The following is a 26,981-nucleotide window of genomic DNA, read 5'->3' as shown; positions in this document are numbered from 1 at the left end:
GTCGCGTTAGTACTTCCACGACAGACCGAGCGAGCCGCTGTACACGGAGTACGCAAAGAGCGATATCGAATTGGAGACCCGCCCTGCCGATGCCTGGGCATACACCGACCAGCCGCGCACCATTGGATACGTGTAGCGCAGCGATGCCGCGCGTATGGTCTGGTGCCGGCCCAGCGTGCCGAAGAATACTGGGTCATACGCATCCGCGTCGATCAGCGTTCGCTGCTGCAAGACTGCTTCGAGTTGGCCATGAAGGGCCATGTCGTAATCGGCCGACAGCCACGCTGAATAACCGTGCTGCGATCCGCCGGGGCGTCCGTTCAACGGCTTGTCCCATGCTGGACCGACGAATAGTTGCACCGAGGTGCGCTCGCCGATGCGAGCCTGGACCGCCGCACGCACTTCGACATACACCGAGTCATAGAGCGAGTTGCCGGGATACGCGGAATCCAGCACCGTCAAATCGAGGCCGCCGCGCGCGAGCATCGGCCGCCATGCCGACGGCGGCAGCCAAAAATTCGCGTGCCAGCCGATATCGCGCTGATAGACGCGCGTGCCGAGCCACAGCATGTCTGCGGTGAGCTGGTTATAAAGCTCGCCATGCATCACACTGGTCCTGTCGGCAAGACCGATCGTGGCGGAGCGCTGGTCGAAGCTGTGCTGACTGCGGTACTGACGATTGGTTAGTCCAGCGAGCAGTGCCAGACCTGGCACGGACGAAATCGGCAACTCGCCCTGCACCGCCGATTCAATGTACTGGTCACCGTGCGCAAGGCTTTCGGGTTCGAGGGTCCGTGAACCGAATGGCGCACTGGGCGCGAAATTCACGACGGGATTCGACGGTCCATAATTCGCGTTCGACGTGACGCCCGCTCCAAAGCTCACCATCAACTGCGGCCGCGGGCCACTCGGCGTGCACGCGCTCGCGCGATAGAAGACGATCAACTCCTCGATGGCGGGTGGCACGTCGTATTTTGCTTCGATCCGCGCGAGCGTTTCTTGCGAGCGCGTGCGCTCTCCCAACTGGCAATACAGAATCGCCGCATCGAGTAGCGCGCCTGCCTGGCGGGGGTCACGCCGTACCACTTCATTCAGCAGCAATAGCGCGCGCTGGCGATCTCCGTCACTGATCGCAACCTCGGCCTGCGCTTGCAGATCTTCATCGATGGTCTGATCGAAGAGACTTTCCGGGGTCTGCGCCATTGCGTGAGATACCAGTGCGCTCATCACTACGATGCCGAGCGCACGCAGCGCCAGTCCGACGATTGCGCGCCATGAACCACGCGACGGCAGCGCGTGAATGCGCCGCTCAATGAATCGCATGGGTATCGCCTTCGTGCATCGTATAAAGCCATTCTGCAGTGTCGCGCCCGCGCAGTGCCACCTGAGAGCAGGTCTTCAGGCGATGACGTTCGCTCTGCCGCGCAGTTTCGTGGCCAATCAGCAAAGTGGCTTCGAGCGTCTTCGCATACTCCTGGAGCCGCGACGCCACGTTGACCGTATCGCCAATCGCGGTGTAGGACTTACGCGAGCTGGAGCCGATTTCACCGACCACCGCGGGTCCGCTATTCACGCCGATGCGAACGCGAATCGTCCTACCGTCGAACACAGGCAGCCCACTATGATTGAGCGCCGCCAACTCGCGCAGCATCGCGCTCGCACAATCGAGAGCGCGATCCGCATGGTCGGGCTGCGCGAGCGGAGCGCCCCAGAATGCCATCAGTGCGTCGCCCATGTATTTATCCAGCGTTCCTTCCGTGTCGTGCACGCAGCCGGTCAGACGCGTCAGCACGACTTCCGTCATCGCGAGCAGATGCTCGGGTGGCATCTGCTCGGCGAGCCGCGTGTAGCCTTCGATATCGACGAACAACACAGATATCTGCCGACGCTCCGGCTTGAAGGTCGCGAGTCCCCGCTCGCGGATGATTTCGCGCAGCACCGTCGGCGGCAAATAGTGGCTGAAGCGGCGCTCGAACGAGCGCATCGCCGCCTGCGAATAAATCCACTCGACGGGCGCCTGCATCAGCAGGAACACCGCCGCGGGAATCAACGGCAGTGCGGCCAGTTGCGTGGGCACACTGCGTGTCGAAGCCAGCAGGCCCAGCCACAATGACGTCGTCACGACGATCAACACCAGCGCAATCGTCGCGCGTTGCTGGCGGAACAGCACCGCGAAGATCACGATCGAGCACGCCGCCCAGACGATCGGTAGCCATGCCGCCTGCGCTTGCGTATCGTCGTGCGAGCCCAGATCGAGCAGTTCGCCAAGCAGTTCGGCATGCACGATGACCGCCGGCAACCATGGTTCGATCGGCGATGCGACGTGATCCGTGAGCCCGAGCGCCGACGAGCCGACCAGCACATAACGGTGCGCCAGCAGGGAAGATGGCACCCTTTGCGTGAGCACGTCGAAAGCGGATACCACGTCGAGCGACTGAAGCGAATGCCGGAACGGCACATGCATCAGGCCTTGAGAGTCAATCGGCAGGCTGGCGAGCGATGCGAGCGGCAAGGTGCTTGCATTGCGGCAATGGATCAACTGCCATGCGAGCATCGGATAGACGGCGTTTGCGTACTGGATCACCGGGGCGACGGAACGGACCACCCCGTCCACACTGGCGTGCGGTGTCACATGCCCGACGCAGACCTGTGGATCACTAAAGAAATTGCCGACGAAACCCGACGCCACCGGCGCATGGGCAACGTGCGTGCCTGTCGGCAGCGCGCCGCCGACATGCCCGGCATGAGGCGCCCCCGCTCCCTCCGAGAGCGCGAATGCCTGCGCGAACACGAGCGGATACTGATGCGCGATGTCGAGCAGTGCGCGATCGCCGTCGTCCGGTCCTGCTTCGGGAAACATGATGTCGAGGCCGACCGCTTTCGCGTGATAACGCGTGAACAGCGTCTGCGCGAGTCGCGCCATCACGGCGCGTGGCCATGGCCACGGCCCGATCGCATCGAGAGAGCGCTCGTCGATGTCGACGAGAGCGATGCGCGGGTCCGGTGCGGCGGTGATCAATTGCTTCTGCTGCCAGTCGTCGAGCGCATAGCCGAGCCGGCTATATGGTTCAGGCGACCATGCTCCGGTCGCCAGCAAGCAGCCTAGCAGTGAAATCAGGGCGAATATCGTGAGGCGAATTTGGTCCAGCGTGCCAAGGCCTGCTACCGGGACCACTGGGTCGCTCCATAGGCCGCATTGCTCCCGCCGAGAGACTGCGTGAACAGATAGCCCGCCTGCGTGGCATTCTTGCCGGCGAGCACGCCTCTGACGAGCGCCCGCGAAACGCCGAATTCGCTGACGAGCTTGCCGTCCGGAGTCACGCTGCCGCTTCCCGAAATCTCATAGCTCGCGCCGTTTGCGCTGAGCTTCATGCTCGTCTGAAAAGCACGCGTGCCGAAATCGATCGACAGTAGCGGATTGCTGATCTTCGCCTCTGTCGCCGCGCCCGTCGTTGCATTGACCACGAACGCTTGCGCCGCCTGAAGCCCGAACTTGAAGTTGCCGGAGGTGGGCATCACCATCTCCGTCTGCGGCGCGCGGGTCATCGCGAAAGGCCCCGTCCCCGTCAGGCTAACCTGTTCGCTGCCTTGCTGCACCAGCGCCGTCAACGTCGTGTCCGCGCCGTACGAACCCAGCGACTTATAGCGTCCCCAGAAGATCTGCGCCTCCGGCGCTGGGTCGATGACGGGTACCGCTGGTGCTGCCGGCGTCGGCGGATCGGCGGGGGGAGGTGTCGTCAGCGGGAAGCTTAACTCCGCAGGCGCAACGCCCGGACTGACCGGTGCCTGGGCGGTCGCCGCGCGAGCGCTGTTTTCCTCGCTCTTCAACTCGGCCGCTGCCTGCTCGGACATCACCCGCGACGGTCCAGAGTCGATTACGACAGGGCGAGCGCTGCCGCGATACACCTGCAGCCATTCGTTCGGTTTGCCAGCAAATAGCTGTGCCGCAGCCGAGCCCTCGCAAGGACCCACGCCCGTCGCCGAGCAGCCGGCGCCCAACGGCGTCATCACGATGCCGCCGCTAAGCACGTCTGCGCGCGTCACGTTTTCGTCGGTGAACACGGTGAAATCGGTGCCGCGCACGCCGAGCGCGGCGACCGGAGTGTTCATCCGATAGTGGTCGCGCGCGGCCTGAGCACCCGTACCCGATATCTCGCGCACCATGCCCCTCGTCAGCGACAGCTTGATGACCGTCTTGCGTGGATCGGCCGGGTTGTATTCGTAGCGTTCGAACGTCAGCGATGAATTGGGTCGCACACTGATAAAGCCGTGATCGACCGTGGTGATGTACACATAGCCATCTTTGCCCGTCTCGACGGTGTCGCCCTGCTCAATGGAGGCGCCTTTGGCAAGCGGGGTGCAAAACGTTTGCGCGCGTTGTGCACACGCCTGTCCAATCACGAGGACTGCATTGCCAATCGTCGCGGACTCCGCATGCGCGTCATGGTGCACAAGAAACGCCGTGCAAACAACGAACTGCAATGCGGCCGAACGACCCCCTCGAAGTATGCGTTCCTGCATCTGATCTTTTCCCCGAGATCCTCACGGCACTGCGATCGAATAATCCGGTAATGATTAGCGAAATTTTGTAATTAGGATGTGACGGCCGTCACAGATGCCAGCGCTCGATACGCATATCGTCCTGCGTGCCCGAGTCAGCAAATTACAATTGAGAGAGATGTCGACCGAAGAAGAAAGGATCAGTGACGGCCCATTAAAGGCCATTGATCTCTTGAAACAACAAAAGCTGCTACGCAACGTTGCGAACGAAGTCATCGAAGAGACCAGCCGCCACATTCGCTATCGCCGCTTCTCGAAGCGGGAATTCGTCGTTCATAAGGGCGACGCCGGTTCATCGCTACTCATGTTGATGTCCGGCCGCCTGCAGGTGATCGCACTGTCGGAAGACGGCCGCGAGGTGGGACTCGATTTCGTCGAGCCGGGTGACTATTTTGGCGAGCTGTCGATTATCGACGGCGGTCCTCGCTCGGCTTCGATCATTGCGATCACGGAATCAGTGGTCGGCTTTTTGCCGAAGCATCAGGCCCAAACACTGTTTTACCGTAATCCCGCAGTGGTGGAGGCGCTGTTGCAACGGCTGTGCCGCACGATTCGCCAGGCTTCGAATTACCGGTCGATGCTCGGTCTGACGCGCGCTTACGCCAGGGTCTATTCAGTGCTCGAGGCTTCCATGAAAACGAGTGCAGGCGGCCTGTTGACAATCGAGAATCTACCCAACCAGCAGGCCATTGCGATCATGGCCAACGTGAGCCGCGAAACAGTATCGCGCGCGATCCGTTCTCTTATCGACGGAGAGGTGATCGAACGTGACTATCGACGCCTGATCGTTCGCAATGCGGAAATGCTGGCCAAGCTTGCGAGGGGCGAGGCTGAGTTGCAACTGCGTGCGAAAGCGATGGGCGAAGGCGCTACGGTCGGGCAAGCGCGCCCCTCCTGACCGGTTGTTCGAGATAGGCCCTGGCAGGAGCGACGCTGTACCGATTAAGCATTCCACTCCATGCGTCACGAGTTGTGACGCCCATCACACACTCAGCCCCGTTGGTTTGCTTTACTTAAAGTTCCGGTGCGATATGCATTGCCGCCGAAACTTTCATGCAAGCCAAGCTAAAGTTCCTCGAGAAATTCGCCGTCTTTAACCGAAAGAATCCGCGCGTCCGATCATACGATCGGGTCATAAGCATTGGCTCGAATTGCGAAGTGACCTGGAATATCCGCCATCACTTCGAGACGCGAACGGCTTATCCGTTCGATTGGTGGATGACGCCCTTCCAAGCTCTGCTCGACGTTCTCGGTGCGCGATTCAGCGGCCTTTTCGAGCCGTCGCATCTGGCTATTCCTGCGGATCGAGGCACCGTCGTCGATACGCGGTTCAATCTCATGTATCACCACGATTTCGCGAGAGATGAAGAAGGTCGCGTGATTGTGGACGACGTCGAAAAGCAGCTTCCGGATTTGCGGAAGAAATATGCCCGGAGAATTGATCGCTTCGTCAACGAACTGGACGGCAAAAAGGTGTTGTTCGTTCGAAACAGATGCGGCAACGATCCGGTGTATTTGAATGGCGATTACGGCGACATTCAACCCGATCAATGCATCGAGATTCACCGTGTGCTCTCGGCGCTTCTGCCGCGCACGCAGTTCGATTTGTTCGCGACGAACAAGCCAGGTTTCGAGGCTTTTTCGTATCGCGGCTCCGAAATCTTCAGCGACTCGATCGTCGAGTATGGCGATTGCAGCGACTATATGGTGTCGCCCAAAGGTTGGGCGGAGATGTTCGAGCGCAACCGCATTGTTCTTCGCGCGGGTCATGAGGCATCGACGCGCACCTTGACAGTTTGACCCGGAAAGCACATATCGTCAGGTCGAGTTCGTGACCAGTTAGCCAGATCGACGATAACTAACCATAATCTCCCGGCGGATCGGCGGGACGACTGAATACATGCACCGACTCAACCGGCGATGCTGTTCTGGCCTCGCCGCAACTGGATTGGCGGCGAGCGGCAGCGCATGAATCTCCGCCGTTTTACTTGTATCGGCATCCCGACTAGATTGAATTGAACGCCATTTCGTTTATCCTGTTTTCATAGACATGCGGTGGTCCAAACCAGCAGTGCTCTCGTCGGAGGTCACGGCCAATGAGTCCCGTCATCGTCACCCTGCTCGTGCTCCTGGGCATCGGGCTGTTGCTTGCGCTCTGGCTAATGGGCATCTACAACGGGCTGGTGGTTGCCCGGAAGCGCTTCGAGAACGCCTTCGCGCAGATCGATGTGCAGCTCAAGCGGCGCTATGACCTGATTCCGAACCTGGTCGAAGCGGTCAAGGGCTATATGGGCCACGAGAGGGAGACGCTCGACGCCGTCATCAAGGCCCGCAACAGCGCGATGGCTGCCGAGCAGAAAGTCGCCGCCAACCCCAGCGACCCGGCGGCCATTAAGGGGTTCAACCAGGCCGAGGCTCAGCTGGGCGGCATCCTGGGCCGGCTCTTTGCCCTCTCCGAGGCATACCCGGACCTCAAGGCCAACCAGAACATGCTCGCCTTGCAGGAAGAGCTGACTTCGACCGAGAACAAGGTCGGCTTCGCCCGGCAAGCGTTCAACGATGCCGCCACCGAGTACAACATCCGGCGGGAGGTGTTCCCGGCGGTTACGGTGGCCGGCATGTTCGGCTTCAGGCAGGCGACGCTATTGGAAACCGCGGAGACCGAGCGCGCAGCGCCCAAGGTGTCGTTCCGGTAAGCCGGGACCGCATCGCTCTATGCGTCTCATGCTCCCCAAGCCGCTCTGACCGTGACCACCAATTTCTTTCAGCAGCAGGATTCGGCCCGACGCAAGACCTTTCAGCTGGTGGTCTATTTCGTCCTGGCGATCCTGATACTGATCGCCCTGGTCTACGGGCTGCTAGTGGCGCTCAGCACGTATGACGCCCACGCGCCGGTGTCCTGGTGGCAGCCGGAGATGCTCCTGTTCGCGGCGCTGGGGGTGGGCCTTGTGGTCGGCGGTGCCAGCGCATTCAAGGTGAGCCAGCTCGCTTCCGGCGGCCAGGCCGTCGCCCTGATGTTGGGCGGTGTGGAGGTGCCCGGCACGACCACCGACCCGCGGCAGAAACGGCTGCTCAACGTCGTCGAGGAGATAGCCCTCGCTGCGGGAGTGCCGGTACCCCCCGTTTATGTTCTGGATGAGCCCGGGATCAATGCCTTCGCGGCCGGCTACGCTCCGGGAGACGCCGTGGTCGCCGTCTCGCAGGGCTGCCTCGACTACCTGACCCGCGACGAGCTCCAGGGCGTGGTGGCCCACGAGTTCAGCCACATCCTCAACGGCGACATGCGACTCAACATCCGGCTAATCGGCCTGATCTTCGGGATCATGGTGTTGTCCATCATCGGCCGCGGCCTCATGTTCACTTCCAGAGGACGCTCGTCGGGAAGGCAGAATGCCCAGGGCGGCATGGTGCTGCTGGGCCTGGGCGTGTTTGTGCTGGGCCTCGTGGGAGCGTTCTTCGGTCGGCTGATCATGGCGGCGGTGTCGCGGCAGCGCGAGTACCTGGCCGACGCCAGTGCCGTCCAGTTCACGCGCAACCCCGACGGAATCGGCGGGGCGCTCAAGAAGATCGGAGGGCTGGCTGAGGGCTCACGCATCGGCAACCCCCAAGCCGCAGAGGCCGGTCACATGTTTTTCGCCAACGCCTTCGCTGGCGAGGGACTCGCCGGAATGCTAGCTACCCACCCGCCCCTCGTCGAGCGCATCCGCCGGCTCAATCCCCAGTTCGACGGCCGGTTCCCGGAGGTGCGGCCGGTAGGTGTCGATCGGGAAGAACCTGAAGGCCCCCGGCCCAGCCATGCCCCGCCGTTCGGCGGGGCTCCTACGTTACCAGGGCTTCCGCAGGTGCCGGTGCCGGTCCTGGGGCTCGCCGACGAAACAGCATCCCGGGTCGGCCACATCGATCCGGAACTGATTAGCTATGCGCAGGGGTTACACGACGGTATGCCAGACGTGCTCCGGGTCGCCGCCCAGGAGCCGTTCAGTGCTCGCGCCCTGGTCTACGCCCTCCTCATGGACCCGGGGTCGGACCTGCGGGAACTCCAGCTGACCCGGCTGAAAGCCGGCGCTGAGCCTCAGGACTTTGTCGAAACCCTGCGGCTGATCGCCCCTGTCCAGGCTTTGCCGGACACGCATCGGCTGCCCCTTCTGGACCTGAGCCTGCCAGCACTGCGGCAGATGTCGCCGCGGCAGCATCATTCATTCCGCGCACAGGTCGAGATGCTAATGATCGCCGACCAGCGGCTGAGCTTGTTCGAGTACACGCTTCGCTGTGTACTGCATCGCCATCTCGACGCCCAATTCCTCCCGCAGCGTCCGGCGCGTGCAGGGCGCAGTTCCGTGCAGAGCCTCGCGCACCCGGTGGCAACGGTATTGGCGCTACTGGCCTGGGAAGGCCAACCGGAAACCGACCAGGCCGCGCGGGCTTTCGATGCGGGCATGCGCGGTTACATCGGCGGCGAGCACGCCTACCGCTTGCGGCCTCGCGAAGAATGCTCCCTCGCCGGATTCGACGCGGCCCTGCAAACGCTCAATCAATCGGTCCCAGCCATCAAGCGCCGGATCGTCGCCGCCTGCGCGGCCTGCATCCTGGCAAACCAGCAGGTCACCGTCCGCGAAGCGGAGCTGCTCCGCGCCATCTGCGATACGCTCGGCTGCCCGCTACCGCCGCTCGTCGTGCGGGAAGCGGAAGAAGGGTAGTCCTGGCAATGCAGATGCGAGGTGCTCCCGCCGCGTGTTGTGCCGCTCATAGTTGCATCGTCACGACACGGGCCGGCGGCAGGTTAGCCCAGATGATCCGGCTCGACAGCATCACAAAGTCGCCCATCCCACCGGCATTCACGACGTTTCGATCCGGCCGGATATCGTAGGTGAACAGAATCACGACACCACCAGGACGCAGGACCTGCCGCCACTGGTCGACAATCTCATCCACCTCGCGATGAGGCAATGAGCGCAAGGGAAGGCACGACACGATCGCGTCGACGCGCAGGTCCAGTGGCAGGCACCAGGCCAGGCGGGCAGCGTCGGCGTGCATGACCGGCACATCCGGGAATCGCCCGCGCAGATGCTGCACGAAGGTAGGGGAGCGCTCTACGACGATCAGCCGGTCGGTTGGCACGCCGCTTTCGAGCAACGCGTGCGTGACCGCGCCGGTACCGCCACCGAGTTCGATGACCACACCGTTGCCCGCCGGCACCTCCCGCGCGAGGCGCGCGGCGAGTCGCCGTGAGCTCGGGCAGATCGCGCCGACCGACCAGGGCGCCGTCGCCCATTCCCGTGCAAACAGCCGGGACGTGTGCAGGGGGCCGGCAACCATTACTGCACCACCTTGATGTCGTAGACCTTGGCCTTTGATGCGCCGACGATTTCCTTGTCGTACTTGCCGGCCAGCTCGATGGTGCCCGTCTGATTCACCGGCTCTTCGGCCGGCCAGTGTTTGTGGTCGATCTTGACCGGCAGCTCTCCCGTGCTGTCGGCGAACTGGTACTTTTCGCCGATGGATTTCACGATATGGCCGCGCAGTGCGATGCGTTGGTCTTCCCTGCCTGCGTCGCGAAGCTGTTGGACCGTCGTGGCCGTCGCTTCGACACCAGGGCCTGTGCATACCGCGTGAGCCTCTGCGGTGGACGTGGCGATCAGGCAGGCAACAATGAGCTTCTTCATTGGTTCTCCTTGTACGGGCGACATCGTGGTCGCGACAGAAAGCAGTCTACGGACCCGAGGCTGAAGCCAGAGTGAAGGCGACGCTGCGCGGTGTCCCCCTTAATGCAGTGTTAACCTTCCGGCCGGTAAGCTTGCGACGCCGCGTCACGGAACCGGCGGGAACAGGATGACGACGGATGCGAATACTGCTGGCCAAGGGGACGATCCGCTGATCGGCAATGGACTAAGACTCGGCCTGCGCCGGGAAGGTTTCGCCGCACTACCCTACGGCCGCTTTCGGCGTGTCCAATCTCGCGAGCATGGCGCGCTCGCTGCGGTGCCGCTTGTCATGTGTAGCCAAGCGCCGCAGCCGCAGACGCACGGCGGCTGACGCACTCTTCATCTTCAGTACAAAACGACGCAATGAATACCATCGAAGCATTCAACCACGCGCTCTTCCTGATGATCAACGGCACGCCGGCAACGCCGGGATGGCTGGTCAGCACGGCGCTCGTCTCTGCAAATCATCTGATCTGGTTAGTGCCCCTCATGCTGGTGATGATGTGGCTTTCCGGGGACCACCAGCGGCGCGAGCTGGCCCTGCGTGCCTGCTGCGTCGCGCTGCTGGCGCTCGGCGTCAACCAGTTGATCGGTCTCGTCTGGCAGCACCCCCGCCCGTTCATGATCGGGCTCGGCCACACGTTCCTGGCGCATGTGCCCGATTCGTCGTTCCCAAGCGATCACGCCACCCTCTTTGCCAGCATCGCGCTGCCGCTGCTCTTCGGGCGGATGTGCTGGCTCGGTGGCATGACGCTCGTTGCGGGTATCATCGTCGCGTGGGCACGCGTGTTTCTCGGCGTGCATTTTCCGCTCGACATGATCGGGGCAGTGGCCGTCGCGTGCATCGCTTATGCGGCAATTGCGCGGCTGTGGCAAACGGGCGGCACGGCGATGACAGATCTGGCGGTCACGCTCTATCGTGCGCTGCTCGCATGGCCGATCAGCCGTGGCTGGCTGAGGCCGTGATTGCCTGTCGGATATAGTCTGACCCGTTAGGGCGACGCGCGTGGGCGTTGGCAGGACTGGGCTCTATGCTGCGAGTCGATATTCTTATGGCGGAAGGCAGCAGCATCGCACTGCCGACTGCAATGCCCCGCCAAGTTTGACTCCCACCGTTACGGATCGGCCTCTACCCATGATCCTACCCATTCTTCTCGCCAGATCAATTGCAACCGACTCCTCTTGATTGTCTGGTGCAGTATCGCTCGGGAGTCGAGCATTCCCATTCAATTAACAGCCACCTGCCGCAAGCCCAACGCTGGGCCTGCCCCGGGTCCACATAGCGCCCGCCGATACCGTCAGCGATACCGGCATTCTCGCCCGGCACTCAACAGCCTTAGGTGGGCCGCATCGGACAATCAGCGCCACCTGCTTAAGAAAGATCGTCTGAGCCATACATCTCCAGATGACATCGGAGATCGATACCGTCTGCGATACCGTCAGGTCACAGCTACCGAACTGAGCCGGCCGGCGACTGATCGGCCATTGTGGACGCTCAGCTACCGATCCTCATCGGGCGGCTGCACGGTGCTGACCGGCCGTTCGCCCGAGCCGGCTCCAGAACCGCGACTCTTACATCGGCGAACGCGTACTTACGACCCATAGGCGACGCTCGCATCGCCGTTGTCTCAAAGTCGGCAATAGGAGGGTAAGCCGCCCCTCGCACCGACGTGCGACCGCAGCGGTTGTCTGCGGCACAGAGGACTGGGGGTGATGCCGCAGTGCCGCTGCCCGTTGCTTCTAGACGTAAAAACAACGCGTCATCCCGCGGTCCACGACGTCTTGCAACGCGTGTACTCAAGTTGGTAAAGCGTCGAAGTAGGCGTTGCTGGGCCGACGCCGGGCAAATCCGCGAGTCCGGCATTGAAAGCTTCCGCCGCTAAACGGACGCGGTCGGCGCGGCATCCTTACTAGCACGATCCATGTCGGCACTTGGGTGCCTTCCGAACGTGCCCGCTTTTCAGCTTTCTCTAGCTTGCTGACAGCCTCATCGGCCAGGCAAAGATGGACTCCCGTGATGCCGGCCATCTCGACCAGCAGTGGCAGGACGTGCTCACGCAGACCTTTCACGACTTGTGTGCGCCATCGTTACGGTGCCGACGGAGCATGTATTGGCGCCGGGTTTTCTAGCCAAAGAGGTTGTGCTGAATCTGAACAAGATGCCCAGTAAGCGCCTTCACTGCTGCATCCGTATCGCGGTCTCTAAGGGCTTCGACGATTTCACGGTGCTGGGCCTCATATTCCTTGCGACGTTCTGGAGTCAGCGAGCGCGCTTTAAGCCGCCCCCATTCGCCTTGCTCGCGCACGCGATTAGTCAACTCCAGAATCTTTAGGAAAAAAGAGTTATGCGTTGCAAGTGCGAAAACTCGGTGGAGCTGACCATCCCAATGCTCGAACTCCTCAATAGTCTGCGCGGCCTCCGAGCGCTCGATGCATTCAATCATCTTCGCGAAATCTGCGCCCGTCGCATTACGCGTGATGAGGCGTGGCATCAGCGGCTCGATCAGCAGTCGCGCTTCCATCAGTTCAGCAGGACTCGTCTGGTCCTCTGGCCGCGGTTCCGCCTGCTCGCGAATTCTCGCAGGGAATGTGCTAGCAGCGCCAGGCCGCACGAACGTGCCGCTTCCGACGGCCTGGGAAATCAATCCGCGCTCTTTCAAATCCTGAAGCACCCGCCGGACGGCCCCTCTCGACGCTCCAAACTGCTCGCTCAAAAGACGCTCCGCGGGCAACTTCGCCCCCTCGCCCAGCCGACCAGACGCGATTTCTTCGTCCAGATACGCCGCCAAGGACTTCGCGCCGGCCGCCCGAACCGGGCTGCCACGACTTTCGACGTCGCTCATTCTTTTGCTCTCCCTCCTCACCGTTGAAGTAATTATACGCGAAACGGTACCAATTGGTGAAACCATTGGTTTACCCCCAGTTGCATATGTGCCAATATGGTTCTACAGTAGAACCACATCGCAACCAAATGGACCAACAAGGAGTGAGAAGTGAAGCTTGCAAACTTACGAGTGGCTGGGCAAAAGGTCGTTGCCCTTGTAGATTCGGACGCGGAGACATTCTGGAGCATAGATGCACTGGTGCCTGGTTTCTCTGGTGACATGGTCCAATTGGTACAACAATATCCAGATCTAAAGGCTGACCTGAAGCCCAAGACGTCCGGCACTCCTTTGAGCGGTGCTGAAGTGCTGGCTCCGATAGACCAGCCTCGCCGCAACATCTTCTGCGTGGGCAAAAACTATCACGAGCATGCCGCGGAATTTCAGAATTCGGGCTTCGATAGCAGCGCGCAAAACGGTGAGCACGCGCCGGAAGCGCCTGTGCTCTTCACAAAGCCGGCGTCGGCCATCATAGGTCCTGGCGAAAAGATTCCTCGCCACACGAGCGTTACCAGTCAACTCGACTATGAAGCCGAACTTGGCGTCGTTATCGGTAAGGCTGGCCGCAACATCTCCAAAGCGAACGCGATGGACCATGTGTTCGGCTACACAGTGATTAACGACTTTACCGCGCGGGACCTGCAAAAGCTCCATCGTCAGTGGTTTCTCGGCAAGTCGCTGGACGGCTTCTGCCCGATGGGCCCGTACGTGGTCACTGCAGACGAAGTCGATGGGCAAAACATCGATGTCAAGTGCTGGGTCAACGGCGAACTGCGTCAGAACTCGAATACATCGCAACTGATATTCGACATTCCAACGCTTATCGAGACCCTTTCTGCTGGCATCGAATTGCAGCCGGGTGACGTCATTGCGACGGGTACTCCGGCAGGAGTCGGTATTGGGTTCACACCGCCCAGATTTCTTCAAAAGGGCGATGTGGTTCGTATCGAAATCGAAAACGTAGGTGTTCTTGAAAACGAGGTGGGTGAATGACGACGACTTTGGTCAAAAACGTGGTTGTGGAAATTGATGGTGATGGTCAACCGGTGGTGTGTATCCACGGTCTGGCAGGTTCCTCGAATAACTGGACGCCTGTGTTGCCCGCGTTCGAAGGCATGAAGGTCATCCGCCTTGACCTGCCCGGCAGTTCGCGCTCGGAACTCGCGTCGGAGCCTCTGTCCATTGAGCTGTACGTTCAGACAATTGCCGCTGTTCTTGGCGAGCTCAAGGTGTCCGGGGCGCACATCGTCGCGCACTCGATGGGCACCATCGTCGCTCAACACCTTGCTCTGAAGCATCCGGACCTGGTGAAGAGTCTGGCGTTGTTCGGTCCGTTGATTGAACCGCCAGAAGCCGGTCGCAACGGAATGAAGGCACGCGCCGCACTGTGCCGGGACAAGGGCATCGTCGGCGTGCAGGAAGTGGCGGACGCAATCGTTAAGGGTGCAACGAGCGTGGAGACCAAGGCCCAGCGCCCGGTGACGGTGGCGCTCGTACGCGAAAGCGTAATGCGCCAAACACCGGAAGGATATGCGCAGAGCTGCGAAGCGCTGGCCGGAGCGCAGGGAGCGAACGTCGACAACATCAAAGTGCCGACGCTGCTCGTGACGGGAGATGAGGACGGTGTAGGCCAGCCGGCCGCAGTCAAGGCCATGGGAGAGCGTATCGCGGGCAGCAAGGTGACGGTCCTGGCGGGCTGCGGTCACTGGACTACCTTTGAAAAGCCGGCCGAGTGCACGGCCGAACTTCAAAGCTTCTACAAGACGGCGAACTAACACCTTCCAGGAGAAATGGAGGAGACATGGCTAAGATCCTTTTCACCAATGTGAACATCTTCGACGGCAGCGGCACCGACCCTTTTCGGGGCGAGGTACTCGTCGAAGATGATCGAATCACGCGCGTTTCCCAAGCGGAAGAATCGGTATCGCGCGAGGGGTTCCAGATCATCGACGGCAAGGGCAAATTCCTCATGCCGGGCATGACCGAAGCGCACACGCACTTCTCGTGGAATGACCAGCCGTCGCTCAGTGCGATCCAGTTCATGCCGCCCGAAGAACATATTCTGTGGTGCGTCCGCGTGGCGAAGCGCTATCTGGAGATGGGCTGGACGTCCGCCATCGGTGCGGCAACTGCGAAGCCGCGCCTCGACGTGGTGACGCGCAATGCAATCAACGCCGGCGAATTTCCTGGCCCGCGCTATCTCGCAGGCAGCCAGGAAATTACCGTTCAGGGCGGTCTGGGCGACAACACTCTTTCGCACCTCCCATTCCGTGAGCTTAGCTTTGGCGAAGTCGTGTGCGGGCCGGAAGAGATGCGCAAATCGACACGCATGTTCCTCAAATACGGCGTTGACCATCTCAAACTCAACCTGTCTGGCGAATATATCGCGGGCATTCCTGCAGAGGCCTCACCGTTTTCCGAAGAAGAAATCGCGATGTGTACCGCGGAGGCCAAACGCGCGGGCAAGCGGGTTGCCGCGCATGCGCGCTCCGCTGAATCTGTGAAGCAGTGCGTGCGGCACGGCATTGAACTCGTCTATCACGCGAGCTTCGCGGACGAGGAAGCGCTCGACATGCTCGAGGCGAACAAGGATAAGCACTTTGTCGCCCCAGGCATTGGCTGGCTCGTGAGTACGCTTTACCACGCTGAACAGTGGGGAATTTCGACGGAAGTCGCGACGAAGATGGGCTATGCGCGCGAACTCGAAATTGCGGCTGACACGTTGCAGAAGATGCACAAGCGGGGAATCCGCATTCTGCCGGGCGGCGACTACGGCTTTGCGTGGATGCCTCACGGGACGAATGCGCGTGACCTTGAGCACTTCCAAAAGTACATCGGAATGACGCCCAAGGAAATCCTGTTGGCGGCGACCAAGCTTGGCGGCGAGATCATGATGCAACCCGACAGCATCGGCCAGATTGCGCCGGGATTTTACGCTGACATCCTCCTCATTGACGGCAATCCGCTGGAGAACCTGAAAGTCATGCAAGACCCGACCAGAATCCTGATGGTCATGAAGGGCGGTGACATCTATAAGCACTGCAAGGACAGCGAACCGGTTAGTGCGAGCGTCCATGCGTCACCGGTTGCAAAAGCGACGCAAGACGCCGGAGTGGCTGAAGCATTGCAGCACTAGCATTTCGGACGGACCCTGCAGCTCGTGCCGAAAATGTGTCTGCCACCGGTCGGTTACGGGCTCTATCGAGCGCAAGACTGACCGGTTTGCGGGCTCCAGACGGAAACGTCGTTCGTCGGCAACGTTCGTGATGCAAGGACAAGCATAGGAAGACCGCTGCCTCTCCCAGCGGTGCGCAACACCCGGTCAATGACTTCCCGGAAGAGAACCGGCCGTTAGGGCGGCTACGGCCCGAAGGTCGGCAACGTCTCCAAATGGCCGACCCCGGCCCGACGTAGACCGGCGGGCATGGTCGGCCATAGATCGGCCGCGTCGGGCAGCAGTCGACCCATAGCCGTCCTTCGGCCTGACGCGAAAGCGAAGGCAGCTTTCCCAGCCCGAACGGCCATTCGATTAACCGCCAGTCTTCGACCTCTTAATGCGCGCCGCACCTTCATCCGCGTGCGCGAGGCCGCGAAGTCGGCCTATCCCTCGGGCGGTAATCCTGAAGCAACACACATTGTGACGAAGGGCGCAAAACGCGTAGATTTAGGCGCATCTGGAAAACGTCTCGCGCTAATCTTCATACATAGGTCGCGCAGTTCGCGCCCTTTCTGGCGCGTGCCGATCGTACTCCGTTACACGGAGGACGTATGAGCCCTGCTGCTGGTTTGGCGCGTCTGCAACGCGCATCTGGAACCTGTCGGTCGTCGCGAAAGCTCTCGCTGTTTGTCGCTGCACTGACAGTACTGCTCTCTGGACAACACGCCTTCGCCGCAGGGCCGCTGCCGCAAGGCGGCCGCTTCGTAGGCGGATCAGGAAGCATTGCCCAGAACGGCACGAACCTGAACATCACGCAAACAGGCTCGCGGGGCATTATCGAATGGGACAGTTTCTCGATCGGACGGCGCGCCACGGTTTCAATTAACAACGGCACTGGCGCGACACTCAACCGCGTAACGGGTAACGACTTCTCCACCATCCTCGGCACGTTGAGCGGCACCGGCAGTGTGTACCTTGTCAACCCGCATGGGGTTTTAATCGGGCGAAACGGCGTGGTCTCGACGGGCGGCCGCTTCGTCGCTTCGACGCTCGACATCCCCAACGACACATTCTTGAATCCGCCCGCGATCGGTGGGTCGGTGTACGCGGGCAGTTCCACGGCCAATGTGATCAATCTCGGCAAGCTCATCTCGTCGGGCGGGGACGTGTTCCTCATATCGGCGAACAAGGTCAAGAACGCAGGGACGATCGATGCGCCAAACGGCAATGCCGAACTTGCCGTGGGGCATCAGGTCCGTCTGTTGGACGGCACGTATCAGCAAGTTTTCGTGGATGTGGGAAGCGGCGGCACGATAATGAACACGGGCTCGGTGCAGGCGGCGATCATCAATCTGCAGGCGGCCGACGGCAACATTTTCGCGCTCGCCGGTCATTCGGGCGCGCTGCGTGCCACCGGCACGGCGACACGCGCCGGCCACGTGTGGCTGGTCGCCAACACCGAGACCGCGACGTCGGTGATCAACACTGGCAACGTGGATGCGCGCAGGGCGCAGATCAGCGCACGCAATGTGGACGGCAGCGGCGGCGCGGTCGATATGTCGGGCAAAGAGGTCGAGGTCGGCGGCGCGGACGTACAGGCGAAAACCTGGAACATTACAACTGGGGACTTCATCGCGGACGCCCCTACCGCTCGCACGCTAAGCGCAAGCCTGAGCCACGGTGCCTCGATCAACGTGGACGCGAACGGCGCTGACGGTCAACGTGGGGCGAGCGGCAAGGGAGACATCGCGATTGAGGCTAGTGTGCACTGGCACGGCGCCACCTCGCTGACGCTCGACGCGGCGCACTCGCTGACCATTGCGCCGAACGCGACCGTCGCCAATCACGGCGCAGGCTCGCTGATTCTCAATGCCGACTCGTCGGGATTCGACAACGGCGGCAGCGTGACCAACCTGGGCACGATCAACTGGTCGCGAAGCACGGGCATCGTCACGGCGCTCTACGACATGAACGGCAGCTACACGCCCGGTACATTGCGCAGCAATCCGTCCTGGCGTGCCGCGCCGTTTAGTGGCCTGGTGACCCAGATCACTGCCTATCAGCTCATTAACTACCTGGCAGACCTCAGTGCGGTAAACAACAACCTCGCCGGCAACTATGCGATGGGCAACCGGGCAATCGATTTCCTGAATCCGGTGAATTTCGGCGGCATCGGCACCGCTGCCACACCGTTCACCGGCCAGTTCGACGGTATGGGCCATGGCGGCATCTCGGGACTGAACATCTCCGGCAGCGCCGATACCGGACTTTTCGGCGTGATCGGCAAGACAGGCGTCGTGCGCAATCTTGATCTTTCACAAAGCTCAGCGACCTCCTCCGCAGGACCGGTCGGCTTGCTGGCGGGCACCAACTATGGGCTCATCGTGCGGATTGGCGCCTTCGGTAGCGTGCAATCCACGGGTGACACAAGCAGCGTGGCCGGTGGGATCGTCGGCGAAAATAGGGGCCGAGTGGAACAGTCATTCGCCGGCGTGAGCGTGAGCGGGGCTGGAACCGTGGGTGGCCTTGCCGGTACGAACGACGGTTGCATTGACCAGTCGATTGCGTTGGGTAGTGTGACGGGCGGTGCGCAAGCCACGCTCGGTGGACTCGTCGGTGTGAACAATGGCCGGATCAACCAATCCATGTCCGAGGAGATCGTAGGGGGTGGCGTGAACGGTGGCGCGGTGGTCGGCGGCATCGTGGGCAGCAATGCGGGCGTCATCCGCGAGTCCTATTCCCAATCGACGCTTATGCCTGATCCGGGTGCGACGACTGGCGGTATCGCTGGCATCAATAGCGGAAGCATCGCCCCGGACGTGTTCTGGAACAGCGAGTCTTCCGGCGCGACTACGGGGGTGGGCTCTGGAACACCGGTGGCAGATGCGAGCGGACTCACTAATGCCCAGCTACTCGACCGTGCGAGCTTCGGCCCGACCTGGGATTTCAGCGCGACCGGTACATGGGTGATGTCCTCTAACGGGCCGGCGCTGCGCTGGTTGGCCGGACGTTGATATCCGGGTATGGGTGACCAGGGTCGTGAGTAAGTTTCCGTGGCAGTTTCGCACGACTCCGCTTCGGGGACTGGCAACCGTATCTCAAGCGGGTGTCATTGATAAAGCGGGCAGCCGACGCGGTCGGCGCCAGCCGACCCGATTCAGCCAGTCGCCCGGGTGCGACCTGAGCGGTTCGTCTCCGAGCACAGCGGACATTCGTGAGGCGAAATCGTTGGTGTGTTCGAGGCCTTTTTGGACGCGTGCCGTGGCAGATTCGTGGGCAAGATCATCCCGCGTCGAAAGCTCGCTAACAGCCCTACTGACTGACTCCGCGTGTGTCATTGCGCCAGTTGCCAGCGCAACACCGGATGCGTCGCGCCGGCAGGCATCGCCCACACCCCGGTCGGGCTGAAGTCATATCCCACGAACGAGGTAGGCGTGCTCATCTGAGCGGTGCTCAGCCCGTTCGCTGCGGGAATCGGTGTGCCGTACCTGACGGCGATCGTGGCGGCCGTGGTGTCGATGTTCCAGTACACGTCGTTGCCGATCGTGCCGGTATTGGTTCGCGCGATGCCGATGGGTTCGTAGAACGGCTGGGTCACGAGGCCGGTTGCGAATGACTGGCTGATCGTTCCTTCGTTCGTGACGACGAGTGCGGCGCCGCCGCATGGCGTACCGGATGCGCCTCTGCAGTAGCCCCGAAGCGTGGTCGAACCGGTTGCGTAAGACTGGTTGATCGTGCCGCTGTTATCACCGACAAGGCCGCCGCCCCCCTGGTTGATATAGCTCAGCGATACGACGGGCCCCGTAGCAAACGACTGATTGATCAGGCCGGTATTCGCACCCACCAGACCGCCGAGCACATAACCCGCGGTCACAGCGGCGCTGCTCGAAGAACGCAGGATCGAGCCCGTGTTGATGCCCACCAGCCCACCCGCTATCGAATAGTCGGGCGAAGAAGCCGCCTCTGGTCCGCTGCTGATCACTGTGCCGGACGTGTTCACTCCTACTACCCTTCCGTTGTTCGCGCCAGCCAGGATGCCAATTGGCCCGATGAATCCGATGGCAACGCTCTCCGTGCCAGAAATATTCATGTTGCGCACGACACCTTGGGCGCCGATTGCACCGAACATGCCGCCCAACGGCGCAAGCGTAAGCGACGTGATCGAATTGCCTTGTCCGTCGAATTGACCCGTGAAAGGCGTGTTGGCGTTGCCAATCGAAAAGAAGGGGCTGTTGCTCGTCGCGCTCGCATCGATGTTCGTGCCGAGCGCGTAGTTTCCCGTGAGATCGTTGGCGACGTCCGTCAGATCGGTCAGCGAGTTCACCAGCCTGTACGCGGTGATCTGCGTAACGAGGCCGCTGAATGCGACGGGCGTCCATGCCGGGTTGCTTAGCTGGGTACCGGCAACGTAGGTGGCGTTCATGTCGTAGAAAGCGCTCAGCGAACCGGTGCTGTTCGACCAGTCGAGCGTGCCGTTGTTCACGACGCCGCCGCCGTTGTCGATGCCGGTTGCGTCGGCGCGCAAGCGGAGATTGCCCGTGCCATTGTTCGCGATGGTCGTGCCGCTCGCGACCGACACGTTGCGGTACGCGTCGAGCGTCAGCGAAGCGGGGCCTTGCCAGCTCAGGTTCGATGCAATGTCGATGTCGCCCGTCGCGTTCATCGCGCCTGTCGTGGTGACATCGACCGAGGTGCCCGCATTCAGGCTGCGGCGCAGTGCGCGTGCAGCGGACGGGTCGATCGTGAACGCGGGCGTCGACAGATTCCATTTGCCGGCACGGACGGCGGCCCCGGCGCCGAATGCCAGTTGCGCCGCGCCTGTATCGACGGTCCCGCCGCTGCCGTCCGCGTTGTGGGCCGTGATCACGCCCGACTGCTCGACACGGCCGCCGTCGGCGACGAGCCACACGTGGCCGTCGCGGTTCGCCGTGCCCGTCGCCCGGATGCGCGTGCCCCCGCCGGCGAGCGCGTACACGTTGCCATCGGCGGCCTGCAGGCTGATCTGCGCGGCGGCGATACGTCCGCTGTTGACGACTGTGCCACCGCTGCCCGTCTGCACGAAAACCTGTTTGCTGCTGGTCGAGTCCTGCAACAGCACCTGTTCGCCGGTGGCCAGTTCGACGGTGCCGTTTGGCGCCTTGATCGTGCCCGCATTGACGACCGCGCCTCGCGCAATCAGGAACACATCGCTGCCGCTCGAGCTGATCCTGCCGAGGTTGATCACGCTTGCGTCGGTGGTGCCCGACAGCGTGAGGGAACCATTGCCCTGCATGAACGCACAGTTACCGACATCGAGCGTTGACGCGACGAAGCGGCCACCCGTGCTGATGACGCCAGATGGCCCCACGACGATGCCTTGCGGATTGATCACATACAGGCTCCCCGTTGCACTGAGCCGGCCGAAGATCGCGGACGGCGAGCCTCCCGTCACGCGGTTCAGCGTCGCGCCCGAGCCGTTGTCGAACGTCACGCTGTTGTTCCTGCCGATCGAGAAACTGTTCCAGTCAATCACGCCGCGCGTCGAACCCGGTTGCGTGACCATGAGGCCGTTTCCCTGGCTTGCTATCGTGCCGGCGCCGGCCACATAAGTGCCGCCTAGAGGCAATGTGCCCGCCGCGAGCGTGGCATGTGCAAAGGACAGTCCGGTGAGCAAAATGCCGAGGGCGAGCCACATGCGTTCGTTTGACTGCCGACGATGCAGCGCGCGTCGCGCGGGCCGAGGTAGTTCTGGACGCGACATACACCCCCCTTTCCGCGAGAGTGCGGAATGGCGTCGATGACCCCGCAGAGCCGACCGGAACCGCGGGAGCCCCTGCGTCTGAAGAATAGCAGTCGGCGCAGCGAACGCATGCCGATATGTCTGTTTATCGCGCCTTCCGGCGAGGTCTTTTGCGCCAACTATTGCGGGGCGGGATCTATGGTGCGCCTCGACAAGAATCCGACGCCACATTGCGGCCGGGCGATAGGAGCAAGGGGCCTGTCGTTTACGGTTGACCGAAAAAATGTCGATCAAAAAGATAGATGCTCGCGTTGCGGCGGCCAATGGCCGCTAGCGTTTGCAGAACCGACGTCTGAACGTCCGTCCAACGGGAGGGGCGAATGACCCTTGATGGCCGACCCCGGCCCGACGTAGACCGGCGGGCATGGTCGGCCATAGATCGGCCGCGTCGGGCAGCAGTCGACCCATCGGCCGCTCGTGCTTGACGGAATGGGTGGCTGCTTTGGAGGTCTTCGAGACTTCGCGTAATCCCGATCGCATTCAGCCCCGAGGCGTCGACAGCGGTGCGTATCTGCTGGATCGGCAGCGCCACGTGCCACCAGTCGATCCGGCGAGCGATGTTACGTTCAAGTCAACTGCCTAGACCGAGATGCGGCGGATTTCGAATCTCGGCCTCCCCTCCATCTATCAGTAGTTCACCCCATGGTCGGAAGTCGGACCCGCACTAAGTGTTTACCCCTACAATACAATTTATTTAATTCTAGATAATCTTTCTAGAAAGACGGGGTCCCCTATGGAACAGGTGGGCCCCTGACCACCGCCAGTTTGCCCAATGGTCACGCTAAGGAGTGCAAACGAACGTGCCCGCTTCCTCGGTTGATAGGCGGCTCTGACGAATACTTACATTCGAAAATATCGCGAACGTCGATTACTTCGATAGGAGACGCCGTACGCATTTTTCAACAGCAACCCAGTTCAACAAGAGGCTCAAGCATATGAAATTTCATCTCAAACCCATCAGCGCCGCGCTGCCTCTCGCCTGCATCGCCATGGCCTGTGGTCAAGCTGCTCTCGCCGACGTGACCGTGAAGATCGGCAGCGCCGCCCCGCTGACCGGCAACATTGCCCACATGGGCCAGGATGCGGCCGATGGCGTCAAGCTTGCCGTCCAGCAAATCAACAAGGCGGGCAATCTGGTCATCGGTGGCCAGAAGGTCGTCCTCGAGGTCGATTCGCTGGATGACCAGGCCGATCCCAGGACAGGTACGAATGTCGCGCAGAAGCTGGTCGACGACGGCGTCGTGGCAGTGATCGGCCACCTGAACTCCGGCGTGTCTATCCCCGCGTCCAAAATTTACCGCGACAACGGCGTCACCCAGATCACCCCGGGCTCTACCAACCCGCAGTACACGCTGCAAGGCTACAAGACCGCCTTCCGTGTGATCGGCACCGACGCCCAGCAGGGCCCCGCCCTGGCCAAGTACGCCCGAAACCAGAAGGTCAAGACGGTCGCCATCGTCGACGACGCCACGGCCTACGGCCAGGGCCTTGCGGACCAGTTCGAGAAGACCGCCAAGGCCGAAGGCATCCAGGTGCTATCGCGCGACGCTACCAACGACAAGGCCACTGACTTCAAGGCCATCCTGACCAAGATCAAAGCCGAACGCCCCGACGCCATCATGTATGGCGGCGAGGACGCCACCGGCGGCCCCTTCGCCAAGCAGGCCTTGCAGTTGGCAGTCTCCGCCAGGATCCTGGCGGGAGACGGCGTCTGCACCACCGACCTGGCCAGGCTGGCCGGCAACGCCGCCGATAACCTGGTCTGCTCGGTCGCGGGCGGCGATCTGTCCGCGATGGACGGCAGCGCCGCGTTCGGCAAGGAACTGAAGGCCGCGTACGGCCACGATCCGGTGGTCTACTCGCCGGTTGCGTACAGCGCCGTCTACGTGATCGTCGATGCCATGAAACGCTCCAACTCGGTCACGCGCGCCGGTATCCTGTCCGCCATGCCCTCGACCAATCTCAACACCCTGATTGGCAATATCCGGTTCGACGAGCACGGCGACCTGAAGGACAGCTCCATCTCGCTCTACAAGTACGTCAAAGGCAAGCGGACCCTTCTCGAGGTCGAGAAGATGTAATCGAAGCAGGGCTGACGCGGGAGCCTCCAAGCCCCCGCGCCGAACCGCACCGGGGGGATTTTTGCTGAAATCTTTGAATGGCCGCCGTCACCGGCGGCGTTTCTCTTGTGCGCTCAGCACGAGGGCACTGCAAGCGGCGCGTCGCGACCGTGATTGACTGGGATGTGCGGCGTGTAGCTGCTGTAGATCGACGCCTAAGATAGCGAAGCGGCGATACGCTACGACAACTGCTCGCCCATCCGGTTCGACGGTCTACACCTACGCGAATAGTACGGTGCTGAAACAGGCCCCAAGTGGACGAGGCGCTGATCAGCGCCCAGCCTTCTCGCTGCGATTTGCACGACCAAGCTCGGCTATGAGCCGAATTCGTGCCTTTGATGCGTTGAGCCCGTCATACCCAGCCGTGGTCAGGCCGAGGTTGTGGGCGTGATCATAGGCATATTTGGTTACGGCTGGATTGACCCGGAAACCATGGGCGCAGCGTGTCGATAGCACGACAGGGAGGTGCCGTGCGGCTTCGCTCAGCAGTCTCTCTGATTGCGCGGAGAAGCCCCCTGCGCCCTTGCCTGCCACGACGATACCGTCGAGTTTGGAGAGATCCGGGAAGCCAACGAGTAAGCCGAAGGTCTCCATGACGATCGCAACTCGGGCGCCGAGATCGGATACATCGAGTTCCGCGTAACTCTCGTCAACGATTCCCGATCCTGCGAGCGTGACGATATCGGCGTCTATGGAGCCGCGGATCGCTGTTTCCGGTCCGAAGGGCTGAATGGCTTGCGGCCATACCTTGACGATCGACACCGGATCGAAAATCCGTCCCGCGAAGGCAACGAGGGCGCTCGCGCCCTGCGGCATGACCCGTGCCAGATTTGCAGAATCTGCCAGATTTCGCGGACCATCGGCATTGGCATTGCCACCGGGGATCGCAGCACCGGTCAAAACGACAGGCCGGTCACGATCAAAAAGCAGAGCGGCGGCATAGGCGACATCTTCCATTGCGTCAGTGCCGCAACACATCACGAAAGCTTCCCTCTCCCGATCCTGCCGCATGACATCACGAGCCCGGCAAAGTGAGGCGAAGGTCAGATCGCAGCTATCGACAGGATCGATGTCATGTCCGATCCAGTCTGCTTGACCGCTCAATGCGATCAAATCGTGTGCCAATAGACGCTTGATCGTCCCGTCAGCCTGATAGTCTTCCGTGATGGTGCCGCCGCAATTGAGGAGTCCGATTTTCATTAGGGTTGGGCCTTTAGACAAGAGTTTCGAAATTTTCTCGCTGGAATATCAATGCCAGTCCTGTCATATCAAATAGGGTGATGTCTTTCGGCTGCGTGATCTTGCGATTTCGCCCGCCGGGGTACAGCCGATTTCGATTTCGTCTTTCATGTCACCCCACTGACCCTCGCCGATCTGGCGACTTTGCTGTTTGTCATCTACGAATTGCTTCGCTTTTTGCAGGGTGCCTTCCGGCAATTCGCGCTTGCCTTTCGTGTCGGTGCCGAACGCATTGCCGCGTCGAGCGACGCTCGGTGCCTTGGGCCGTCAGTGCAACATCCCGCCCTTAGTCGCCGAATACGGGCACCGTGCGCTCATCAACCGAGTAAATATCCGCGATGGCTCCGGCGTTCTTGATACCCGTGCCTGTCAACAGGACAACCGTCTCCTCTCGCGCCCGAATCGCCCCAACCTGTGTAAGCCGATCAAATCCTGCAACCGCAGTCGCCGAAGTCAGCTCAGGCAGAAGACCTAATCGCGCAATCCGCCTGAGAGCTTCAACGATTGCTTCTTCTTCCACAGCCACAGTCGTGCCGCCCGTCTCTCTGACAGCGTTGACCACTTGCGCCAGCCGCAGAGGATGGGCGATGGCCGTCCCCTCGGAGACTGTCTTTCGAACCTCGCGCGGAACGGGAGTCGTGACGCCCGCCTGGAAGCTGGCATCGATGGGAGAACAGTTCAATGGCTGGCAAACGAAGAGCTTGGGCATTTTGTGAACCTGACCCGCGCGCATCAGTTCCGAGAACGCCAGATAACAGCCAAGTACATTGCTGCCCGCGCCTGCAGGCATGACGATGTTATCCGGCGCCTGGAAGTTGAGGTCCTCCCAGATCTCGTAGCCGACCGACTTGGTCCCTTCGAGGAAAAATGGCTGCCAATTGTGGCTGGCGTAGAAGATGCTCGCGGACTGCCGGACCGCCTCATCCTCACACGCCTGTCGAGGCCCGTCGACCAGTTGTACCTCCGCCCCGTAGGCTCGCATCTGGGCGATCTTCGCGGGCGACGCGTATGCGGGCGCCAGAATCTTCACGCGCATAGCGCCTGCAGCGCCATAAGCCGCCACCGACGCTCCGCCGTTGCCTGAACTGTCCTCCAGAACGGACGTGATACCTTGTTGCCGTAACATCGAAAGCATCACCGTGGTGCCGCGATCCTTGAAGCTGCTTGTGGGGCTGAACCACTCCAGCTTGAAATGCGGCCGGTAGTCGTCCCATGTCTTCTGGATCAGGGGGGTGCAACCTTCCCCCATGGAGATGGGGGAGACGATCTCGACGGCGAGCGATGCGCGATAGCGCCATTGGGAGCGAGTGTGTCGGTCGATGTCATCTCGCGAAATTCCAGCCAGCGGCGAGATCAAGAGCGGTTTGCGGTTGTCCGAACACCACCGAGGCGTGTCTAAAGGATAGGTCGCGCCGCTGAGCGGCTCAACATAGTGCGATTTCAAGTTTCTGACTCCTGGTTGGCGCATACCGGATCGCTGCAAGAGCAAGACGACGATGGCCATGACGTTGTGGGGTGTTGCGGGAAGGCCATTAGTTGATG

The 26,981-nt window shown here is 61.4% G+C and carries 19 protein-coding genes; 10 read left to right on the top strand and 9 right to left on the bottom strand.

Features of this window, described 5'->3' with window-relative positions:
- Nucleotides 1-6: 6 nt before the first annotated feature.
- From G5S42_RS14635 to G5S42_RS14625, 3 genes are read right to left on the bottom strand one after another with little or no spacing between them, the layout of a single operon-like run.
- A complete protein-coding gene (locus tag G5S42_RS14635; protein WP_176107369.1) occupies nucleotides 7-1,323 on the bottom strand; it encodes a tetratricopeptide repeat protein in 1,317 nt (438 codons plus the stop codon).
- Entirely contained in the window at nucleotides 1,310-3,175 is a 1,866-nt protein-coding gene (locus G5S42_RS14630) for a CHASE2 domain-containing protein (protein WP_176107368.1), read from the bottom strand. Before G5S42_RS14630 ends, G5S42_RS14635 begins: the two co-directional genes overlap by 14 nt.
- Nucleotides 3,163-4,452, bottom strand: coding sequence for a FecR family protein (locus G5S42_RS14625; RefSeq protein WP_176107367.1), 1,290 nt, complete (start codon nucleotides 4,450-4,452; stop codon nucleotides 3,163-3,165). Before G5S42_RS14625 ends, G5S42_RS14630 begins: the two co-directional genes overlap by 13 nt.
- A gap of 163 nt (nucleotides 4,453-4,615) precedes the next feature.
- On the opposite strand from G5S42_RS14625, the gene G5S42_RS14620 reads away from it, so the two are divergent.
- The 4 genes from G5S42_RS14620 to G5S42_RS14605 all read left to right on the top strand — a co-directional run bounded on the left by G5S42_RS14620 (nucleotide 4,616) and on the right by G5S42_RS14605 (nucleotide 9,257).
- Complete coding sequence (locus G5S42_RS14620; protein ID WP_246391995.1) at nucleotides 4,616-5,458, top strand: Crp/Fnr family transcriptional regulator; 843 nt, start codon at nucleotides 4,616-4,618, stop codon at nucleotides 5,456-5,458.
- Nucleotides 5,459-5,613: 155 nt separating this feature from the next.
- Complete coding sequence (locus G5S42_RS14615; protein ID WP_176107366.1) at nucleotides 5,614-6,360, top strand: DUF1796 family putative cysteine peptidase; 747 nt, start codon at nucleotides 5,614-5,616, stop codon at nucleotides 6,358-6,360.
- A gap of 296 nt (nucleotides 6,361-6,656) precedes the next feature.
- Nucleotides 6,657-7,256, top strand: a complete 600-nt coding sequence (locus G5S42_RS14610) for a LemA family protein (protein WP_176107365.1) — start codon at nucleotides 6,657-6,659, stop codon at nucleotides 7,254-7,256.
- Between the two features lie 51 nt (nucleotides 7,257-7,307).
- On the top strand, nucleotides 7,308-9,257 hold the full coding sequence (locus G5S42_RS14605; protein WP_176107364.1) for a M48 family metallopeptidase: 1,950 nt from the start codon (nucleotides 7,308-7,310) through the stop codon (nucleotides 9,255-9,257).
- Between the two features lie 46 nt (nucleotides 9,258-9,303).
- Here the strand turns inward: G5S42_RS14605 and G5S42_RS14600 are convergent, their stop codons facing one another.
- The gene (locus G5S42_RS14600; protein ID WP_176107363.1) at nucleotides 9,304-9,876 is read right to left on the bottom strand and encodes a class I SAM-dependent methyltransferase; all 573 of its coding nucleotides are present in this window, start codon (nucleotides 9,874-9,876) and stop codon (nucleotides 9,304-9,306) included.
- Nucleotides 9,876-10,223 (bottom strand): NirD/YgiW/YdeI family stress tolerance protein, encoded by a 348-nt coding sequence (locus G5S42_RS14595; RefSeq protein WP_176107362.1) that lies wholly within the window; start codon nucleotides 10,221-10,223, stop codon nucleotides 9,876-9,878. Before G5S42_RS14595 ends, G5S42_RS14600 begins: the two co-directional genes overlap by 1 nt.
- Before the next feature lie 402 nt (nucleotides 10,224-10,625).
- Here G5S42_RS14595 and G5S42_RS14590 point away from each other — a divergent pair, with 402 nt between their 5' ends.
- Nucleotides 10,626-11,228, top strand: coding sequence for a phosphatase PAP2 family protein (locus G5S42_RS14590; protein WP_176107361.1), 603 nt, complete (start codon nucleotides 10,626-10,628; stop codon nucleotides 11,226-11,228).
- A gap of 1,160 nt (nucleotides 11,229-12,388) precedes the next feature.
- Here G5S42_RS14590 and G5S42_RS14585 read toward each other — a convergent pair.
- Nucleotides 12,389-13,105 (bottom strand): FadR/GntR family transcriptional regulator, encoded by a 717-nt coding sequence (locus tag G5S42_RS14585; RefSeq protein WP_176107360.1) that lies wholly within the window; start codon nucleotides 13,103-13,105, stop codon nucleotides 12,389-12,391.
- 150 nt (nucleotides 13,106-13,255) lie between these two features.
- Here G5S42_RS14585 and G5S42_RS14580 point away from each other — a divergent pair, with 150 nt between their 5' ends.
- The 4 genes from G5S42_RS14580 (at nucleotide 13,256) to G5S42_RS14565 (ending at nucleotide 19,315) form a co-directional block, all read left to right on the top strand.
- On the top strand, nucleotides 13,256-14,137 hold the full coding sequence (locus G5S42_RS14580) for a fumarylacetoacetate hydrolase family protein (RefSeq protein ID WP_176107359.1): 882 nt from the start codon (nucleotides 13,256-13,258) through the stop codon (nucleotides 14,135-14,137).
- Complete coding sequence (locus G5S42_RS14575; protein ID WP_176107358.1) at nucleotides 14,134-14,919, top strand: alpha/beta fold hydrolase; 786 nt, start codon at nucleotides 14,134-14,136, stop codon at nucleotides 14,917-14,919. Before G5S42_RS14580 ends, G5S42_RS14575 begins: the two co-directional genes overlap by 4 nt.
- Nucleotides 14,920-14,945: 26 nt before the next feature.
- A complete protein-coding gene (locus G5S42_RS14570; protein WP_176110526.1) occupies nucleotides 14,946-16,280 on the top strand; it encodes a metal-dependent hydrolase family protein in 1,335 nt (444 codons plus the stop codon).
- A 632-nt stretch (nucleotides 16,281-16,912) separates the two neighbouring features.
- Nucleotides 16,913-19,315, top strand: a complete 2,403-nt coding sequence (locus G5S42_RS14565) for a two-partner secretion domain-containing protein (protein WP_176107357.1) — start codon at nucleotides 16,913-16,915, stop codon at nucleotides 19,313-19,315.
- 320 nt (nucleotides 19,316-19,635) lie between these two features.
- Here the strand turns inward: G5S42_RS14565 and G5S42_RS14560 are convergent, their stop codons facing one another.
- Nucleotides 19,636-21,975, bottom strand: a complete 2,340-nt coding sequence (locus tag G5S42_RS14560) for a two-partner secretion domain-containing protein (protein WP_246391993.1) — start codon at nucleotides 21,973-21,975, stop codon at nucleotides 19,636-19,638.
- Nucleotides 21,976-23,015: 1,040 nt separating this feature from the next.
- Here G5S42_RS14560 and G5S42_RS14555 point away from each other — a divergent pair.
- On the top strand, nucleotides 23,016-24,161 hold the full coding sequence (locus tag G5S42_RS14555) for a branched-chain amino acid ABC transporter substrate-binding protein (protein WP_176107355.1): 1,146 nt from the start codon (nucleotides 23,016-23,018) through the stop codon (nucleotides 24,159-24,161).
- Between the two features lie 309 nt (nucleotides 24,162-24,470).
- Here the strand turns inward: G5S42_RS14555 and G5S42_RS14550 are convergent, their stop codons facing one another.
- Nucleotides 24,471-25,400: an asparaginase domain-containing protein gene (locus G5S42_RS14550; protein ID WP_176107354.1), complete on the bottom strand. Its 930-nt coding sequence runs from the start codon at nucleotides 25,398-25,400 to the stop codon at nucleotides 24,471-24,473.
- Nucleotides 25,401-25,725: 325 nt separating this feature from the next.
- Complete coding sequence (locus G5S42_RS14545) at nucleotides 25,726-26,907, bottom strand: threonine synthase (protein ID WP_176110525.1); 1,182 nt, start codon at nucleotides 26,905-26,907, stop codon at nucleotides 25,726-25,728.
- Nucleotides 26,908-26,981 lie beyond the last annotated feature (74 nt).

The sequence above is a fragment of the Paraburkholderia youngii genome (genome assembly GCF_013366925.1).
Classification (GTDB): Bacteria; Pseudomonadota; Gammaproteobacteria; order Burkholderiales; family Burkholderiaceae; genus Paraburkholderia; species Paraburkholderia youngii.
Note: the sequence above shows the minus strand (reverse complement) of the source record. Positions and strands in the feature narration are given on the sequence as shown.

Bases quoted from the DNA above. Each gene is read 5' to 3' on its own strand.
- G5S42_RS14635 (WP_176107369.1), bottom strand. From the start codon at position 1,323: ATGCGATTCATTGAGCGGCGCATTCACGCGCTGCCGTCGCGTGGTTCA.
- G5S42_RS14620 (WP_246391995.1), top strand. From the start codon at position 4,616: ATGCCAGCGCTCGATACGCATATCGTCCTGCGTGCCCGAGTCAGCAAA.
- G5S42_RS14615 (WP_176107366.1), top strand. From the start codon at position 5,614: ATGCAAGCCAAGCTAAAGTTCCTCGAGAAATTCGCCGTCTTTAACCGA.
- G5S42_RS14610 (WP_176107365.1), top strand. From the start codon at position 6,657: ATGAGTCCCGTCATCGTCACCCTGCTCGTGCTCCTGGGCATCGGGCTG.
- G5S42_RS14600 (WP_176107363.1), bottom strand. From the start codon at position 9,876: ATGGTTGCCGGCCCCCTGCACACGTCCCGGCTGTTTGCACGGGAATGG.
- G5S42_RS14595 (WP_176107362.1), bottom strand. From the start codon at position 10,223: ATGAAGAAGCTCATTGTTGCCTGCCTGATCGCCACGTCCACCGCAGAG.
- G5S42_RS14590 (WP_176107361.1), top strand. From the start codon at position 10,626: ATGAATACCATCGAAGCATTCAACCACGCGCTCTTCCTGATGATCAAC.
- G5S42_RS14585 (WP_176107360.1), bottom strand. From the start codon at position 13,105: ATGAGCGACGTCGAAAGTCGTGGCAGCCCGGTTCGGGCGGCCGGCGCG.
- G5S42_RS14575 (WP_176107358.1), top strand. From the start codon at position 14,134: ATGACGACGACTTTGGTCAAAAACGTGGTTGTGGAAATTGATGGTGAT.
- G5S42_RS14570 (WP_176110526.1), top strand. From the start codon at position 14,946: ATGGCTAAGATCCTTTTCACCAATGTGAACATCTTCGACGGCAGCGGC.
- G5S42_RS14565 (WP_176107357.1), top strand. From the start codon at position 16,913: ATGAGCCCTGCTGCTGGTTTGGCGCGTCTGCAACGCGCATCTGGAACC.
- G5S42_RS14560 (WP_246391993.1), bottom strand. From the start codon at position 21,975: ATGTGGCTCGCCCTCGGCATTTTGCTCACCGGACTGTCCTTTGCACAT.
- G5S42_RS14555 (WP_176107355.1), top strand. From the start codon at position 23,016: ATGAAATTTCATCTCAAACCCATCAGCGCCGCGCTGCCTCTCGCCTGC.
- G5S42_RS14550 (WP_176107354.1), bottom strand. From the start codon at position 25,400: ATGAAAATCGGACTCCTCAATTGCGGCGGCACCATCACGGAAGACTAT.
- G5S42_RS14545 (WP_176110525.1), bottom strand. From the start codon at position 26,907: ATGCGCCAACCAGGAGTCAGAAACTTGAAATCGCACTATGTTGAGCCG.